16 protein-coding genes are annotated in these 17,163 nt (G+C 39.7%); 4 read left to right on the forward strand and 12 right to left on the reverse strand.

Annotated elements, in window-relative coordinates; genetic code table 11:
- Positions 1 to 330: 330 nt before the first annotated feature.
- The 3 genes from BOD01S_RS18320 to BOD01S_RS18330 all read left to right on the forward strand — a co-directional run bounded on the left by BOD01S_RS18320 (position 331) and on the right by BOD01S_RS18330 (position 2,282).
- Positions 331 to 1,512, forward strand: a complete 1,182-nt coding sequence (locus tag BOD01S_RS18320) for a NupC/NupG family nucleoside CNT transporter (protein WP_036152114.1) — start codon at positions 331 to 333, stop codon at positions 1,510 to 1,512.
- 218 nt (positions 1,513 to 1,730) lie between these two features.
- A complete protein-coding gene (locus BOD01S_RS18325) occupies positions 1,731 to 2,051 on the forward strand; it encodes a YbjQ family protein (RefSeq protein ID WP_036152117.1) in 321 nt (106 codons plus the stop codon).
- Between the two features lie 3 nt (positions 2,052 to 2,054).
- Positions 2,055 to 2,282: a hypothetical protein gene (locus BOD01S_RS18330; RefSeq protein ID WP_036152119.1), complete on the forward strand. Its 228-nt coding sequence runs from the start codon at positions 2,055 to 2,057 to the stop codon at positions 2,280 to 2,282.
- 98 nt (positions 2,283 to 2,380) lie between these two features.
- On the opposite strand, the gene BOD01S_RS18335 is transcribed toward BOD01S_RS18330, so the two are convergent.
- Positions 2,381 to 2,854: an NUDIX hydrolase gene (locus BOD01S_RS18335; protein ID WP_036152122.1), complete on the reverse strand. Its 474-nt coding sequence runs from the start codon at positions 2,852 to 2,854 to the stop codon at positions 2,381 to 2,383.
- A 601-nt stretch (positions 2,855 to 3,455) separates the two neighbouring features.
- Here BOD01S_RS18335 and guaC point away from each other — a divergent pair.
- The gene (guaC, locus tag BOD01S_RS18340) at positions 3,456 to 4,439 is read left to right on the forward strand and encodes a GMP reductase (RefSeq protein ID WP_036152124.1); all 984 of its coding nucleotides are present in this window, start codon (positions 3,456 to 3,458) and stop codon (positions 4,437 to 4,439) included.
- A 222-nt stretch (positions 4,440 to 4,661) separates the two neighbouring features.
- Here the strand turns inward: guaC and rlmH are convergent, their stop codons facing one another.
- From rlmH to dnaB, 11 genes are all read right to left on the reverse strand, one after another.
- Positions 4,662 to 5,141: a 23S rRNA (pseudouridine(1915)-N(3))-methyltransferase RlmH gene (gene rlmH / locus BOD01S_RS18345; protein ID WP_036152126.1), complete on the reverse strand. Its 480-nt coding sequence runs from the start codon at positions 5,139 to 5,141 to the stop codon at positions 4,662 to 4,664.
- A 90-nt stretch (positions 5,142 to 5,231) separates the two neighbouring features.
- Positions 5,232 to 5,396 (reverse strand): CxxH/CxxC protein, encoded by a 165-nt coding sequence (locus BOD01S_RS22710; protein WP_036152128.1) that lies wholly within the window; start codon positions 5,394 to 5,396, stop codon positions 5,232 to 5,234.
- Positions 5,397 to 5,557: 161 nt separating this feature from the next.
- Positions 5,558 to 6,868: a S1C family serine protease gene (locus BOD01S_RS18350; protein WP_036152130.1), complete on the reverse strand. Its 1,311-nt coding sequence runs from the start codon at positions 6,866 to 6,868 to the stop codon at positions 5,558 to 5,560.
- 117 nt (positions 6,869 to 6,985) lie between these two features.
- Positions 6,986 to 7,774, reverse strand: a complete 789-nt coding sequence (locus BOD01S_RS18355; protein WP_036152132.1) for an MBL fold metallo-hydrolase — start codon at positions 7,772 to 7,774, stop codon at positions 6,986 to 6,988.
- Positions 7,775 to 7,787: 13 nt separating this feature from the next.
- A complete protein-coding gene (locus BOD01S_RS18360; RefSeq protein ID WP_036152133.1) occupies positions 7,788 to 8,600 on the reverse strand; it encodes a two-component system regulatory protein YycI in 813 nt (270 codons plus the stop codon).
- Positions 8,587 to 9,912: a YycH family regulatory protein gene (locus tag BOD01S_RS18365; RefSeq protein ID WP_036152135.1), complete on the reverse strand. Its 1,326-nt coding sequence runs from the start codon at positions 9,910 to 9,912 to the stop codon at positions 8,587 to 8,589. The genes BOD01S_RS18360 and BOD01S_RS18365 overlap by 14 nt, the downstream gene beginning before the upstream one ends.
- The gene (walK, locus tag BOD01S_RS18370) at positions 9,909 to 11,738 is read right to left on the reverse strand and encodes a cell wall metabolism sensor histidine kinase WalK (RefSeq protein WP_036152137.1); all 1,830 of its coding nucleotides are present in this window, start codon (positions 11,736 to 11,738) and stop codon (positions 9,909 to 9,911) included. The genes BOD01S_RS18365 and walK overlap by 4 nt, the downstream gene beginning before the upstream one ends.
- A gap of 5 nt (positions 11,739 to 11,743) precedes the next feature.
- Complete coding sequence (yycF, locus tag BOD01S_RS18375) at positions 11,744 to 12,454, reverse strand: response regulator YycF (RefSeq protein ID WP_036152140.1); 711 nt, start codon at positions 12,452 to 12,454, stop codon at positions 11,744 to 11,746.
- Between the two features lie 151 nt (positions 12,455 to 12,605).
- The gene (locus tag BOD01S_RS18380; RefSeq protein ID WP_036152142.1) at positions 12,606 to 14,066 is read right to left on the reverse strand and encodes a M23 family metallopeptidase; all 1,461 of its coding nucleotides are present in this window, start codon (positions 14,064 to 14,066) and stop codon (positions 12,606 to 12,608) included.
- A gap of 306 nt (positions 14,067 to 14,372) precedes the next feature.
- Positions 14,373 to 15,659: an adenylosuccinate synthase gene (locus BOD01S_RS18385; RefSeq protein WP_036152145.1), complete on the reverse strand. Its 1,287-nt coding sequence runs from the start codon at positions 15,657 to 15,659 to the stop codon at positions 14,373 to 14,375.
- A gap of 144 nt (positions 15,660 to 15,803) precedes the next feature.
- Complete coding sequence (gene dnaB / locus BOD01S_RS18390; RefSeq protein WP_036152147.1) at positions 15,804 to 17,159, reverse strand: replicative DNA helicase; 1,356 nt, start codon at positions 17,157 to 17,159, stop codon at positions 15,804 to 15,806.
- Between the last annotated feature and the right edge of the window lie 4 nt (positions 17,160 to 17,163).

The raw sequence follows: 17,163 nt of genomic DNA on the forward strand, positions 1-17,163 counted from the left end.
TAAAACATCGGAGTAAAAGGCGATCGTGAATAATCGATTATGTTACCGGCCAATTCCATTTGCTTTTTGTAGGGATTGAAATGGAATTTATATAACTTCCGGACAAACATGAGTCTCCATCGCAAACTGGTGATAAATACTATAATATCCATATTTTTTGTTATAGTAATAAGCCTCACGATAGGTATTTTTATTTAAATAAACTATGTCTGATTCCTTTTTATAAAAGATGGACAAAATATCTATTGCAATCACAAGTAAAAGGGGTTATTATTCTGCGGTAATGTTATCGTAAAATAACAAATCAATAAATTCACCTGGAGGTTATCTGTGCAATACGTTATTTCTATTTTAGGTATTCTCGTTGTATTGTTTTTTGCCTGGTTGGCAAGCTCCAACCGAAAAGAAATAAAGTTTAAACCAATTATTATAATGCTTGTCATTCAAATTCTTTTATCATTGTTACTGTTGAATACAGAAGTGGGGCTGGTCATTATTAAGGGGGTCGCTGCTGTTTTCAGCAGACTGCTCGAATTCGCAAGCGAAGGTGTTTCCTTCGTATTTGGCGGTATAGCGAATGAGGGAGAATCTCCATTCTTTTTAACTGTATTACTGCCAATTGTATTTATTTCCGTATTGATTGGTATTCTTCAGCACTTGAAAATACTACCATTCCTTATGAAGGGCATCGGATTGTTATTAAGTAAAATAAACGGCATGGGGAAACTTGAATCATATAATGCAGTTGCTTCACTGATGGTCGGGCAATCGGAAGTTTTCATTACCTTAAAAAAACAACTCGGCATGCTTTCCAACCAGCGTTTGTATACTTTATGCGCCTCAGCGATGTCGACTGTATCGATGTCCATTGTGGGCGCTTATATGACGATGCTGGAACCGAAATATGTTGTGACAGCCTTAGTTTTAAATCTATTTGGCGGTTTTATCATAGCTACTATTATTAATCCTTACACAGTTGACCCACAGGAGGATATATTAGAAATACAGGAGCAGGAAAAGCAATCCTTTTTCGAAATGCTCGGTGAGTATATCCTTGATGGTTTTAAGGTAGCGATTATCGTCGGGGCTATGTTGATTGGGTTCATTGCATTAATGGCTGCATTCAACTATGTGTTCGAGCTGTTATTTAATGTTTCCTTCCAGACGATATTAGGTTATATATTTGCTCCAATAGCCTTTCTTATGGGGATTCCTTTCTCAGAAGCGGTTAGTGCCGGAGCAATTATGGCAACTAAGCTGTTAACTAATGAGTTTGTAGCGATGCTAGATTTATCAGGAGGCAATTATCACTTTAGTGAACGAACAATGGGAATTCTTTCTGTATTCCTCGTTTCCTTCGCCAACTTTTCATCCATCGGCATTATTGTCGGGGCTGTCAAAAGTCTGAATGAAAAGCAGGGGAATGCCGTCGCGCGTTTTGGATTGAAGCTGTTATATGGTGCTACACTTGTAAGTATCCTTTCAAGTATCATCGTTAGTTTCGTTTTATAACATAATTCGGGTAACCTCTTTACTACAAAACCACTAAAAACCGTTGATCACTAACGGTCTTAGTGGTTTTTTCATGTACCACGTTTATGAGACGATTTGCCATAATATATCTAATTGAAGTTTTAATGAAAAATTTCGTTGGGTAATATCCCCATTTTTCTAAGGATATATTATATTATAAATAGGTAGTTATTATCCTTGTTAGGGAGCGGATTCGTATGATGATCGTAACAACTGAAAATATTGCTAATCACCAGATTACAGAAGTGTTAGGGCCGGTATTTGGGTTAACTGTTAGAGCCAGAGGAATTGGTAAAGATATTATGGCTTCTTTTAAAGGGTTAGTAGGTGGAGAAATAAATCAGTATACAGAAATGCTTGAAGATGCCAGAAAACAAGCGATGGATCGTATGGTGAAAAATGCTACAGCAATGGGTGCAAACGCTATTATTATGATGCGTTTTGACTCTGGTGAAATCGGTCAAAACATGAGTGAGATTGTGGCTTACGGAACAGCAGTTATTGTAGAAAAGAGATAATTAATGAAATGGATTATAGGGTTTTACGGTATCCAGTTATTGATCCTGATACTTTTAATTATCGGCTCATGGCTTATTTGGGATCGCCGTTTCAAAACAAAACATGGCACCCAAGTACCAAAAGGATTCATACGGACAAATGAAATTTCAATTGATCCAATTACAAATAAAAGATTAGTAGTGTATTTCAACCCAGAATCCGGCGAACGTTTTTATAAAGAGGAAAAATAAAAATTGTAAGGAGGCTGAGACTAGTGCTGTCCCAGCCTCTTTGTTTCTAATTTTTTCAGCATGCAATACGATTAGTCTTCTCACGCAGCCCATACCTATTAATTATTCAGTTTTATTGTTGAATAATCAAGAATGATCCCATCTTCATAGATGAATTGATGTTCCAACCCAAACTTCCCTTCTAGTATTTCAGGCAAATAATATTTAATATTGGGAACCACCCCTATATTATTGGGATTCGTAAGCCAATCAATACTTTTCCATTCAAGAATTCCCTCAATAGTTGAGATGGGGGTTTGCACATTTATCTCCTCTGGTATATCTGATAAATAAACATACATCCCTCCATCTCCACGATTACTTTTCCATACAACATTCCCTGTATAAACAGGGTTATCTATCTTTATCCCTGTTTCTTCAAAGGTTTCTCGTATCACTGACTCAATATGTGATTCATTTCTTTCAATTTTTCCTCCTACGCCATTCCACAATCCCATATTAGGCTTTTTATTTCGGTTTAGCATTAAAATCTCATTTCCCTTTTTTATAAAACAAATTGTATATTCTAACATTTGATACTCTCTTTACTTAAATTTTATTTAAGGTTATTAACCTATTTTCCCGCTTTCCTTTATGGAGCATATCTATTTTACAATATATTTAATACCATTCCTTATTTAGTTAAACCGTTATCTCAAATATTATAGATTTTAAAATAATTCTCCTATTAGCAAGCGGTAAAAACCATACTTACTTGTGATACGGTTCACCGTCATATAGCTAAATGAGATTTTTAAATTTTAATGTATTTTTACATTATTTACGTTTCGAAAACTTTAATAGTAACCAAAATGCCATACACAAGCTTTTCTCTATAAAAATGGCCGTTAGCTGAGTTAGAATTTGTAGAAACGATACTCGTATAGAATGGACGTCAATTTACTATTAACCAGTAGTCTGCCTTTATTGAAGGAGAAGACTACATGTATAATTCCCCACGACTGCATAGCCAGAATACAAGTAACCAGTATATGATTTATACCATTATACAAAAATGTTACTTCTCAAAGTACTAATAAAGCATTGACATATGGCGAAAAAACATGTAAATTACCAAATATCGAACGATTTTAATAAATATATAAATATTATTCGTATTTAGGAGTGTTTATAATGGATAACGTATTTGATTATGAAGATATTCAACTAATTCCCGCAAAATGTATCGTAGAAAGTCGCTCTCAATGTGATACTTCCGTGACTTTAGGAGGATATACCTTTAAGTTACCTGTAGTACCCGCAAATATGCAAACTATTATTGATGAAGATATTGCTGTGACATTAGCTGAAAACGGTTACTTTTACATAATGCACCGCTTCAACCCTGAAAAACGTGCAAATTTCATAAAAAATATGCAAGATCACGGCCTCATCGCGTCTATTAGTGTTGGGGTAAAGGAAGAAGAATATTCTTTCATAGAAGAACTAGCAGCGGCTAATTTAGTACCTGAATTCATTACAATTGATATTGCACATGGTCACTCCAATGCTGTTATTCGTATGATTCAGCATATTAAAAAGCTTTTACCGAATAGCTTTGTCATTGCTGGTAATGTTGGTACACCGGAAGCTGTTCGTGAACTTGAAAATGCCGGCGCTGATGCAACGAAAGTGGGCATAGGCCCAGGTAAAGTATGTATTACAAAAATTAAAACTGGTTTTGGTACAGGTGGTTGGCAACTAGCTGCGCTGCGCTGGTGTGCAAAAGCTGCAACTAAACCAATTATTGCAGACGGTGGTATACGTACACATGGCGATATCGCAAAATCCGTACGTTTTGGGGCTTCAATGGTCATGATCGGCTCACTATTTGCTGGTCACGAAGAATCACCAGGCGAAACAATCGAAGTCGATGGCAAGCTTGTCAAAGAATATTTCGGTTCTGCTTCTGAATTCCAAAAAGGTGAAAAGAAAAACGTAGAAGGTAAGAAAATGTACGTGGAGCATAAAGGCAGCTTAAAAGATACACTGATCGAAATGGAACAAGATCTTCAATCATCTATCTCTTATGCAGGCGGTACAAAACTAGATGCTATCCGCAATGTAGATTACGTTATCGTAAAAAACTCTATTTTCAACGGTGATAAAGTTTACTAAGTTATAGAAATGAAAAGCCCGGTCAAGACTTTTATATGCTTTGGACTAAACTTACTTTAATAAGACAACATAAAATAACTCTAAAATGGTTATGCATATCAAAGCGAAATTAAAAATCAGAAATGTTGTTAAATCAACATTTCTGATTTTTACTATTTATGCATTTTTGATTAAAAAACCCTTTTGGGACAGCCCCTATCTATTTATTCAGAAAAACCGCACTTACTTATGATACGGTTCCCCCTTAATAATCCGGAAGCTCCGGTAAATCTGTTCGACCAGCACAAGCTTCATAAGCTGGTGGGGAAGGGTCATTTTGCCGAAGCAGAGCTTTTCATCAGCACGCTTCAATACGTCATCGTGAAGGCCAAGCGATCCGCCGATCACAAAAGCGACTTTACTTTTGCCGTATGTCATGAGGGCATCAAGATCGGCTGCCATCTGCTCACTTGTTTTCATCTTTCCGTCCAGTGCAAGGGCGATCACATATGTACCCTCATTTATTTTAGAAAGAATGCGTTCGCCTTCCTTCTTTTTTACCATTTCCATTTCAGCATCCGATAGTTGTTCCGGTGCTTTTTCGTCTGGTACTTCGACAAAATCAAGTTTTGCATAGCTTCCTAGGCGCTTTGCATATTCATCAATTCCCATTTTTAGATACTTTTCCTTCAGCTTGCCGACCGATATGATCGTTATATTCACAGCTTATCCACCTTTACATTTCATTTACAAACACTTTATCCACAAAAGTTATCCACATATCAACAGGCTGATGCTATATATTGTGTAAAGTTATTTACTTGATACAATATATGTTGCCTGCTCTTCACAATAGGAACATTTTGTGGATAACTTTTCTTCATCTGATAGTTTATCCATGATCGGGTATTCTTCCGTTTCTGCCACAAGCATGTCTAAAGCGTGATCTATATGGTTTTCGCAGCTATATTTTTTCATTTTTTAAATCCTCCACTATTCTGAAATTTCCACAAACTTATTCACAATTTGTTAAAAGTTATCCACAAACCATTGTAACAAACAAAAAACAAGTAGGAAAGAAAAGCTTATTCTTTCTCTACTTGTTGTGCAAAGAGTTATTCAGTTATCCACAGTTTTAATTAATCAGTGCTTTCTTTTAGCACTAAATTCAGCTCAACAGTTTTTCCAGCACGGTACACTTTTACTTTTAATTTGTCTCCAACATCTGTTTTTGTATAAAGGTGCTTACGAAGATCAATGACGTTTTCAATTTTCTCGCCATCCATTTCATAAATCACATCGTACTGCTTCATACCTGCTTCTGCTGCTGCTGAACCAGCTGTTACTTCCGCTACGACTACCCCTGTTGTGATACCTTCAGGCAGTTCAAGTGTTTGTGCCTGATAAAACGCCGGGATATCAGTTAAATCCAGTAAAGAGATACCCATTGCAGGACGTACAACTTCACCGTTTTTCTCCAGCTGCTTGATGATTGGGATAACCGTATTGATTGGAATTGCAAATCCTAGCCCTTCCACCTGCTCAGAGGCAATTTTCATCGAGTTAATACCAATTAAATCACCGTTTAGGTTTACTAGCGCACCACCTGAGTTTCCTCCATTGATTGCAGCATCAGTTTGAAGTACTTCAGACTGCCAGTCCTCTGTTCCATCACCGTTTAAATCAACCGGCACGGCACGGTCTGTACCGGATATGACCCCAACTGTTACAGAACCATAGAAGTCAAGACCAAGTGGGTTACCAATCGCAATAACTGTTTCCCCTTGCTTTAACACTTCTGAATCGCCGAAGTTAGCTACTGTTTTAATACCGTCAGCTTTTACTTTAATAACGGCTAAATCTGTCCAAATATCACTTCCGACTAAAGTTGCTTCCTTTTTCGAGCCATCCTTTAGTGTAATTTCCAGCTTTTCAGCTTTTTCGATTACATGGTTGTTTGTCACGATATAGGCTTCACCATTCTCGATTTTATAAACAACGCCTGAGCCCGTTCCAGCTTCCTGCAGTTTGCCCTCTTCGTTTTGGTTTTGGTTTTGCTGCATGCCGCCTTGGCCAAACCAGAAGCCCCCTAATGAGTTTTGAGCGACCTGATAGTTGGAGATGCCGACTACCGCCTCTGATACCTTCTCCACGGCTGATGTTACGTCTGTTGTAACAACAGTGGCTGTCTGCTCTACTCCTGCAGTCGAACCGGATTGTTCTGTTTTTTCCGTTTTAGAACCCGGCAGCTGGTCTGCTAAAGAAGGAAGGAGCAGCCACATGAGTAAAACTCCTACAATAACGCCCGATAGCCCGGTAATGAAATACCCTGCCTTGCTTCCTCCCTTTTTTTGAGAAGCACGTCTATTCCGCTCCTCTTCTTCCCTTCTCAAACGTTCCTGTAAAGGTGTTAATTCAGGATTATTTTGATTATTACGTTGTTCATCCATTTTTTTCGTCCCCCTTCTATTTAGTTTGTACCCTTACAATACAGGTGAAACATTAAAATTAGATGAAAATTTTTTTAAACTCATTTAAAAAAGCCCCGCAAATTGCGGGGCATGTCATCAAACTGTTACTAAAGCTGTCGGTTCCTCGGCATCTGTATCATGCAGATGGAGATATTCTCCGGTAAGAATACCACATGACTGCAATGTTTGCGACACACTTAAACGTGCCAGCTCTTTCATATTATTATCTTTACTTAAATGGGATAAATAAATCTGTGTCGGCTTTTCAAATGCTACCTCACTCATGGCAACAGCCGCATCCTCATTGGAAACATGTCCCACATCAGATAAGATGCGGCGTTTAGTATTCCATGGGTAGCGTCCCATTTGCAGCATGCCCACATCGTGGTTGCTTTCGAATACAAAGGAATCTGCTCCTTTAATATGCCCTTTCATTCTATCGCTGACATAGCCTGTATCGGTGATAAGAGCAAGCTTACGGTCATTTTCATGGAATATATAAAACATTGGATCCGCTGCATCATGGGAGACAGCAAAGGACTCGATTGATAGGGAGCCAAAAGACTTTGTTGTTTCCATATCAAATTGGAACCGCAAATCAGTCGGTATATTCCCTACAAGCCCGTCCATCGCCTGCCATGTCTTTGCATTAGCATACACTGGTACATTATATTTCCGTGCTATCACACCAAGACCTTTAATATGGTCACTATGTTCATGCGTCACTAGTAAACCGGTAAGCTTCTTCATATCACGATCAATTTTCGCAAACAGCTCTTCCATCTTTTTCCCGCTGAGGCCGACATCGACAAGAAAGGCATGCTCATCATTCTCTACATAAACAGCATTTCCTGTACTCCCGCTTGCTAAAACACTAAATCGCATTATTTAAACTCCTTTATTCTTCTCCTACCTCTTGTGTTTTACGTTGTAAATCCATTACTGTCCCTGTATTGGCATTGACGAAGTGTATTTGTTCTTTCCCTTTGTCTGTCTTTACATGTACTTCCCATGTAGGGGTTAATACTTGCTTTTCAGTAAATTGGACATGTGTGGCATAACCAAGCTTCATAGAGGTAATATGGTCATTTGTTTGTAAGATTTTCTGGTTATACAACCCTTTTAGAACTTGAAGCGGTGGAACGATTGTTCTCGGCCGCCCAACCTCTTCTATTTTCTCCAGCATCGCCTGTTTGTACATATATACTTCTCCCTTTGTATTCCAATGGAGCTGTAATCCACCCTTTTCATTGTAATACACTGTGCCATTCTTTACACTTTGGAAGAACGTTGCTGTTCGTGTTTCTTCATCTATTTCCCATAGAACAAAGGATTTCCCTTCATATACATACTGATTCACAAACTCTTGAAGAGCACTTGGCTCCTTCGTACTTGAAAGCTTAATCGGTGTCTTAAAATTAACAACAAGCTGATTATCATTAAGTAACTGGTAGTCTTGATTATCATTAGTAGGAAAATCATCTGAAGAATATTTTTTTACCTGCGCAGAGAGAAAGAAAGCCGATTCAACAGAATTAGGCAGCTTATCATATGTGATATTTTCACTTTGCAGCTTCACTTCAGCATCTTCCTCGCCGGGTTTTTTCTCCAGGTTTTTCCCATTGTATGTTTCAATATACTGCGAATAAAGGAACATGTTTAGAATGAGGAAGACCCCAATAAATATAGATTTTGTCTTACTCCAATCCATATTCGTCACCTCCCCAAAGCTCCATAATCAGAGGTGTCCAGCTATTATCGCGTAGGATAAACCAGCCGGGCTCCATTTCATATACTTTCTTTTCCACATTTTCCGTCAGATAATAGCCGATCACAATATCATCAACTTTGGAAAGGTTTACTTCATTTGTATCTTTAATATGCTGTATTATATCTTTACCAGCGTCGAGCTCCTTAATACTCTTTTCAAAAACGTCAGGATCCAATAAGTAATACGGGCGCCGGTAACGGTAAATATCCCCCTCACCCCAAGTTGTAATAAGACGGGTTAACGGCTCTTTACTGCCAAATACCGGATAACCTTGCCAGTAAAGCTGATACTCTACTAAGTGCCGGTCTGTATTCATAGATGCCAGCCGATAGTCACCCGTAAAGCCGCCATGTTCATTAATGAAATCAAAAGTATCCTTAAACAGCTCATATCGGTTAATAGGCGCACTGCTTTCAGCAGCCGGATACACATAATTCATCACTTTCATATTCGTATCAAGCACCAGCTGTGACATACTGTCTGAATATTTATCTTGAGTACCTTCGGATGTTTTTTGGGGAATCGTCGGGTCCTCAAATAAAATAGATTTTAAAGTATCGACCGGAATTTCATCCTTGGAATATTCATACTGAGTTGCTTCTACCGGTCCTTCTATTAGATAAAGAGAAAGATTCTTTGCCCGCTCAAGCTCTGCGTATACAGGGAAAGTTTCTGATCTCTTCACGAATAGCTGTTCAAAGGCAGCAATATCTGGAACAGCTGCTTCTGCTTTATAGCCGGACTGTTCATCCGTGTTAAGGAAGGACAGCCGTACATGCTGGTCCTCCCTGAGTGTGCTCCAATCAATGATAAGCCGATTAAACGATGCTTCACTCTCTTTTGCTTCATCCAATGAAAGGATGTCATAAAAGGCTTGGATCGGCACGTTTGTGGGGAAGAACATCGTCATCTGGTTTTTTGTACGAACCATTACATTTATCTCATTTGCGGAAATAGTCGCATCCATTAATGAAAGATTTTTGATTTCCAGCTTACTTAAAAAAGTAATGAATGTGTCGATTTCCTCTGTTGAGCTTGTGCCTCTGAACTCTTCTTCAGTGGAAAAAAGCAATCGATATGGTCTGATTACTTCCCCCAATGTTTTCTTTTCATCCGTGATGGTCACCGCATTTTTTGGCGAGTCCCCCGGCAGTAAATCAGGCTTGTAATTCCAGATGAGAAATGTAAACAATAGGCTCAGGAGGACAAGAAATAGTAATATAAACGATTTCACTTGTTCTACGTATTTCATTCCCAGTCCTCCGTTTCATCCTCAGCATATGGAAGCGTAAAGAAGATTGTCGTACCGACGCCTTCTTCACTTTCTGCCCATATTTTCCCGCCGTGCGCTTCAATCATTTCCCGTGCAATGGCAAGCCCGAGACCTGTACCGCCCATTGAGCGGGCACGGGCACGATCGACGCGGTAGAAACGGTCAAATATACGGCCAACATTTTCTTTCGGAATGCCCATACCGTCATCCGAAATCATTACTTTCAACATATTATTGCTCACCGTAAAGCCAAACCGGATATTCCCTCCATCAGGAGAATATTTAATCGCATTGGAGATAATATTATCGATTACCTGTGTTAATTTATCAGTATCAATATCTACAAAGTAGCTCGTTTCAGGTAATAGTTTGATAAAATGGACATTTTGAGACTTTGACATCTCAAAGCGTTCGATAATCCGTTCAAAGAATTTATTGAATTCCACAAAGTCTGTATTTAATTCATATTCCTGGCTATCCATTTTGGAAAGCTGCAATAGATCATTCACAAGGCGAATCATACGTTCAGTTTCTGTTTGTGTAACATGCAGGAAGTGCGGCGCAATATTTTCTTCCTTCCATGCCCCGTCGGCAAGTGCCTCCAAATAGCTGCGCATTGTTGTCAGCGGTGTCCGAAGCTCATGCGAGACATTTGCCACAAACTCACGCCGTTCCATATCAATCTTCTCCTGTTCGGTAATATCATGCAGGACGGTAATTAAACCGTTCACAAACCCAGTTTCTTTTTGGATAACAGAAAAATTGGCGCGCAAAATATAAGGAGCCTCCATCGTGCTGAAATTCAAGTTCACGGGGTCCTTCATGTAAATCAAATCCTCAAAACTATATTCCTGTTCAATACCAAGTACTGAAGCAATCGGGCGATTCAAAGTCATCTCCCGTGAAACATGCAGCAGGTCAAGTGCAGGATCATTGATGAGGATGATCCGACCTTTGCGATCGGTTGCAATTACCCCGTCCGTCATATTCGTAAGCACGCTTGCCAGTTTCCGCCGCTCTGCTTCTGTCGTAGATTGAGCCTCCTGCAGACGATTGGTCATATTATTAAAGGCAATTGCCAATTGGCCAATCTCATCAGTTCCATACACACGCACCTTTCGGGAAAAGTTCCCTTTTGACATCGCCTGGGCCTGTCTTCTCATATCAGAAATCGGCCGCGTAATCGTCCGCGCTACTAAAATCCCTAAGAAGATAGTAATAATAAGGGCCATTGCTGTACCGATAGCAAAAATCTGGGTAATCTCACTCATCTGTTCAAAGACACGTTCAATATCCGATTCGATATAAATAGTTCCCATGACTTCCCCGTTTGACCCAACTGTATCCAGAATCGGCGTAGCCAATAGCCAGACACGGTTATCGTCATCGAGCCATACTGCCTCTTCACGGCCCTTTGAGGACACCGCCCTCTTTACAAGGTCTGAAGTCCATTTCTGCCCGACAAGCATCTGATTATTAGCATCTGAAGTAGCAAGTACACGGTCGCGATCATCAATGATAAGGATTTCATTAATATCTGTTGTAGAGAATTCACGTAAAATAGCAGCAAGACTTCCCTCACGTGTAGGCATTGACTCATCACGCTCTTTCAGCATTTCTTCACGTATGCTGTATTGGGCAAGATCCAAACGCTGCTCTATGGAATCTTTGAAATTCTCCGTTAAGTTCTCTTCAAGTTCCTTTGAAAAATAAAGGCCAATAATTTGAATGGCCATAATAATTAATAGTACATAGATTAATACAAGCTTTACATGAATGGATTTAAAAAAGCTTACCTTTTGCATGCACCTTACTCCTGTTCAGGATTTCGTAGATAGTACCCTACACCTCTTCTCGTTACAATCCATGTTGGATGGCTTGGGTTATCCTCAATTTTCTCGCGTAAACGGCGGATTGTTACATCCACAGTACGGACATCGCCGAAATAATCATAGCCCCATACCGTTTGAAGCAGATGTTCACGTGTCATTACTTGTCCGATATGCTTGGCAAGATAGTGTAATAGTTCAAACTCACGATGTGTCAGCTCAATTGCCTCTCCCCGTTTTAAAACGAGGTAAGCATCAGGTTGGATAATGAGAGAACCTACTGTAATATTATTGGATTCCTCCGCTGACTCGTCCACTTGGGCTGCAACATTCAGACGGCGCATATTAGCTTTTACACGGGCAATCAATTCACGTGTACTGAATGGCTTTGTTACATAGTCATCGGCACCCATTTCAAGGCCAAGTACCTTATCGATTTCCGATCCTTTTGCTGTCAGCATAATAATAGGGAAGTCATATTTTTTCCGGATTTCCCGGCAAACTTCCATCCCATCTCTTTTTGGCAGCATGATATCTAATAACATTAAATCCGGCTGTTGCTCCTCTACGCGGACTAATGCCTCTTCTCCATCGTAAGCACAAATAACTGTATATCCTTCTTTAATTAAATTAAATTGTAAAATATCTGCGATTGGTTTCTCATCGTCAACTACTAAAATCGTTTTACTCATTTCTATCTTCCTTTCGCATTGCAATATATTCTTACTCTATCATGCTTTTTCTTTACTTGCATCAAACACGTATAAGCCATGAGCTATTTCCCAAGAAATAATCACAGCAGGAAAAAAAAGGACAGCCCGTTAGCGCGGACTGTCTACTTACTTATTGTAACACAGATAATGGATTTACGAGGGAACCGTTTTTATGGACTTCAAAATGCAGATGAGTGCCTGTCGAGTTACCCGTAGATCCCATAATACCAATTTTCGAACCTTGGCCGACCACCTGGCCTACAGATACAGTGATGGATGATAGATGGGCATAAATCGTTTCATAACCGTTATTATGATTGACTACAATTTTATTTCCGTATGTTCCGTCCCATCCTGCAAATGTAACGACGCCATTATCAGTTGCTTTGATCGTATAATTGGATGGACGGGCAATATCTATACCACGGTGCTGAGCACCCCAGCGAGCGCCCATGTTGCTTGATATATAACCGCCAGCTGCCGGCCATGCAAACGTCCCTGTACCACGGGAGGGGATCACTTTTGTTCCGATGACCTTAATATAATCTATCGGTTCGGCAGTCACTGCTTCTTTCGTGACCTGCTTGTCTGTGCGGACACCATTTTCAGAAGTAATGGTATATAAAACTTCTTTTTGTCCCGCTTTTCCTTCCTGCTTTACTTTTGATTCGCCTTTTAGCATAGTAGCGTCTTCTTCTGTAATATTTTTAAAATCTATTTTTTCTACTTTAAACTTTTCCATTACTACCTTGACCGTTACAATCGGTTTGGTAACAGTTACATTTAATGGTTGTCCGATTTTTAAAAGAGATGTCTCTGTCAATCCCGGATTTAAATCAAGCAGCTCTTTAAGACTTAAATGATGGGCTTTGGCAATAGAGCCTAATACGTCCCCTTGCTGCACCGCATATGTTTCTTTTTCAAGGGTACCAGAAAGCAGCAGTTCAACAGTCTTTTCAGGTGTAAGAATTTTTGAAGGGTCAACCTTTGCTTCTTCTCTTGTAATTGCTTCTTTAAAAGAAATTTCCGTTACATGTGTTTGGTTATTTTGAGTAAGGGGTACTAATCCACTAGCAGCTCTGTTATTCAATGCATCAAGCTCTTGTTGGGTAACGTATTGAAGCTTTAACAAATTCATCACTTTTTCATAATCGCTTGCATCCTTTACATAAGCAACTGCCTTCCCATTAACTACAATGGCGTTTGCCTCTGCTTCTACTGCAAGTGAGTTTTCAAGTTTCTTTGCTGTTTCAGTATCATTAGCGGCAGCTGTAAATACTTGTTCTGGGATAATCGTAATATTAGAGCCAACATCCACTACATATCCTTTGTAATGAGTGCTTGCCTCTTGCTTTTTAGCTGCTATTATTTCTTTAATTGTCTCTTCATTTGATACTGCGCCAATATATTCGTTTCCGTTATAAAGGTGATAAATTTCCTTAAAGGAATTTTTTGAATCTGCATTTGCAGAACCAAGGCTGAATGTTGATGCCATCAGCATTGTTGCTACAAAGGTAATTTTTACACGGTGGTTTTTTAAGCTTCTTACAAAGCTTTTTTCCTCCTTGGCCGTTTTCTCTCTCAAATTCATTATAAAGCTCCTTCCAACAAACAATCCTCTTATAATATGAAGTAGTTATTTCTTATTTAAAGACTCACGCTTCTTTAATTTAACATATTGGTTTTTTTGTTTGGTAAAAAATGAAGTTTTGTAATGAAATTGTATTACTTTTGAAATAATTCATATTACCCAGGATAATTGACTTATGTCATTACCTTTTTTTAATCTATTTTTTCTTCTCTCTTTTCTACAGCCGGCCGGTTTTCCCATTCAATGCTCTACCCTTTTTTATATAAAAAAGCCCCCCGGGATGTCATTCCCAAGAGGCAGTTTCTTTTATTCCCAAATCGCATTTACAACGTTTGTTTGTTCACGTGCAGGGCCAACCGAAAACGTCATTAGCTGAATACCTGTCAATTCTACAATTCGTTCTACATAGCGGCGTGCGTTTTCCGGAAGTTCATCCATTGTACGGACACCTGTAATATCTTCGCTCCAGCCTGGAAGCTCTTCATAAACAGGTTTACACTGTTCGATGATATGAAGGTTCGCAGGATATTCTGTAATGATTTCCCCGTTATATTCATAAGCAGTACAAATCTTCACAGTTTCCAGCCCTGATAGCACATCAATCGAGTTCAATGCCAAATCTGTAATACCAGACACGCGGCGGGAATGACGTACGACAACTGAATCGAACCATCCTACACGACGCGGACGACCTGTCGTTGTTCCATATTCACGGCCTACTTCACGGATATGATGACCTTTTTCATCAAATAGTTCAGTTGGGAAAGGACCATCTCCAACACGTGAAGTATACGCTTTGCATACACCTACAACACGAGAAACCTGGGAAGGACCTACACCTGCCCCAATGGCAACACCACCTGCAACAGGGTTAGATGATGTAACGAATGGATATGTGCCCTGATCGATATCAAGCATGACGCCTTGAGCACCTTCAAATAGTACACGGCCGCCCTCATCTAATACATCATTTAAAATTTTCGATGTATCTGTTACATATTGTGCAATTTCCTGTCCGTAACCATAATACTCTTCGAAAATATCTTCGAATGGAATGCCCTCTACTTCATAAAACTTTTCAAATAGCTTATTTTTCAATGCCACATTTGAACGAAGCTTTTGTTCAAATACTTCTTTATCCAATAAATCAGCTACACGGATACCGATACGAGCTACTTTATCCTGATAGCATGGACCGATTCCTTTACATGTTGTACCGATTTTTTGATCACCACGAGAAGCTTCTTCCACTTTATCCTGATGGATATGATATGGAAGAATAATATGTGCGCGGTTAGAAATACGCAGGTTAGACGTATCAATACCACGCGCCTGCAGACCTTGCAGCTCTGTTACTAAAGACTTTGGATTGATTACTAACCCATTTCCCATTACTGAAATTTTATCCTGATAGAATATACCTGATGGAATTAAATGTAGCTTATATGTTTCACCGTCAAATTTAATCGTATGACCAGCGTTATCTCCACCCGCAAAACGAGCAATAATATCTGCCTTTTTAGAGAGGAAGTCAGTAATTTTCCCTTTTCCTTCATCTCCCCATTGTGTACCTACAACAACAACTGATGACATATTTGCACCTCCGAACACAATTAATCGCTCTTATTGAACCTACTTATTGTAACAACCAAATTTCCTTTACGTCAATAAAAAAACACGAACATAAAAATCTAGTATTTTTTTAATGTTCGTGTTTTTATTATATTATTTTTTCTCTTATGCTGGTGGAGGAGCTACTTGCGACCAATCCACATCTAGAAACTTATTAAACTCTTTTTTGAATGCAAGGGTAACTGTCCCGGTAGGACCATTACGCTGCTTCGCAAGGATGATTTCGATTTGGTTTTTACTTTCTGATTCCTTATCATAGTAATCATCCCGGTAAAGGAACGCTACGATATCGGCATCTTGCTCGATACTTCCTGACTCACGCAAGTCACTCATCATTGGGCGTTTATCCTGCCGCTGCTCTACCCCCCGGGAAAGCTGCGAAAGCGCAATGACCGGTACCTTCAGCTCACGGGCTAGTCCTTTTAGTGAGCGGGAGATTTCTGATACTTCCTGTTGACGGTTCTCGCCTGGTTTTCCGCTTCCTTGAATAAGCTGCAAATAATCAATCATAATCATCCCGAGGCCCTGTTCCTGGGCTAGACGGCGGCATTTTGCCCGAATTTCATTCACTCGTACACCTGGCGTATCGTCAATGAAGATGCCTGAATTGGATAGGCTCCCCATAGCCATTGTCAGCTTACGCCAGTCCTCTTCCTGAAGAGCGCCTGTCCGCAGCACCTGTGCGTCGATATTTCCCTCTGCACATAACATACGCATAACAAGCTGATCAGCGCCCATCTCAAGAGAGAAAATGGCGACGTTTTCTCGGGCCTTTACCGCTACACTTTGGGCTATATTTAAGGCAAAGGCCGTTTTCCCTACAGAAGGACGTGCAGCCACGATAATTAAATCGTTTCGTTGAAAGCCCGCTGTTATACTATCTAAATCGCGGAATCCGGTAGGGATCCCTGTTATTTCTCCTTCACGTGCTTGAAGTTTTTCGATATTATCATATGTTTGAACAAGTACGTCCTTTACATGCTTGAAGTCCCCCGCATTTTTGCGGTTGGCTACTTCCATCATCTTTTTCTCGGCTTCTGAAAGCAGTGCCTCGACTTCATCTTCACGTGTATAGCCATCCTCTACAATTTTCGTAGCGGTGCGAATTAGCCTGCGTAAGATAGATTTTTCTTCTACAATTTTGGCATAGTGCGAAATATTCGCAGCTGTTGGTACGGCGTTTGCAAGCTCTGATAAATACGAGAGCCCGCCTACATCCTCCAGCTCTTTCTTAGCCGAGAGCTCCTCTGTCACTGTCACAACATCTATCGCTTTTCCTTGATCGCTTAAACGTAGCATCGTCTGGAAAATTTTCTGATGCGCGGTACGATAGAAATCATCTGGCATTAAAATTTCAGACGCTGTAATCAGGGCTTGAGGTTCAAGGAAGATAGCACCAATAACCGATTGTTCTGCTTCATGGTTATGCGGTGGAACGCGGTCCATCATGGATTCGTTCATTGTT

It is taken from the genome of Lysinibacillus odysseyi 34hs-1 = NBRC 100172 (assembly GCF_001591965.1).
GTDB lineage: Bacteria > Bacillota > Bacilli > Bacillales_A > Planococcaceae > Lysinibacillus_B > Lysinibacillus_B odysseyi.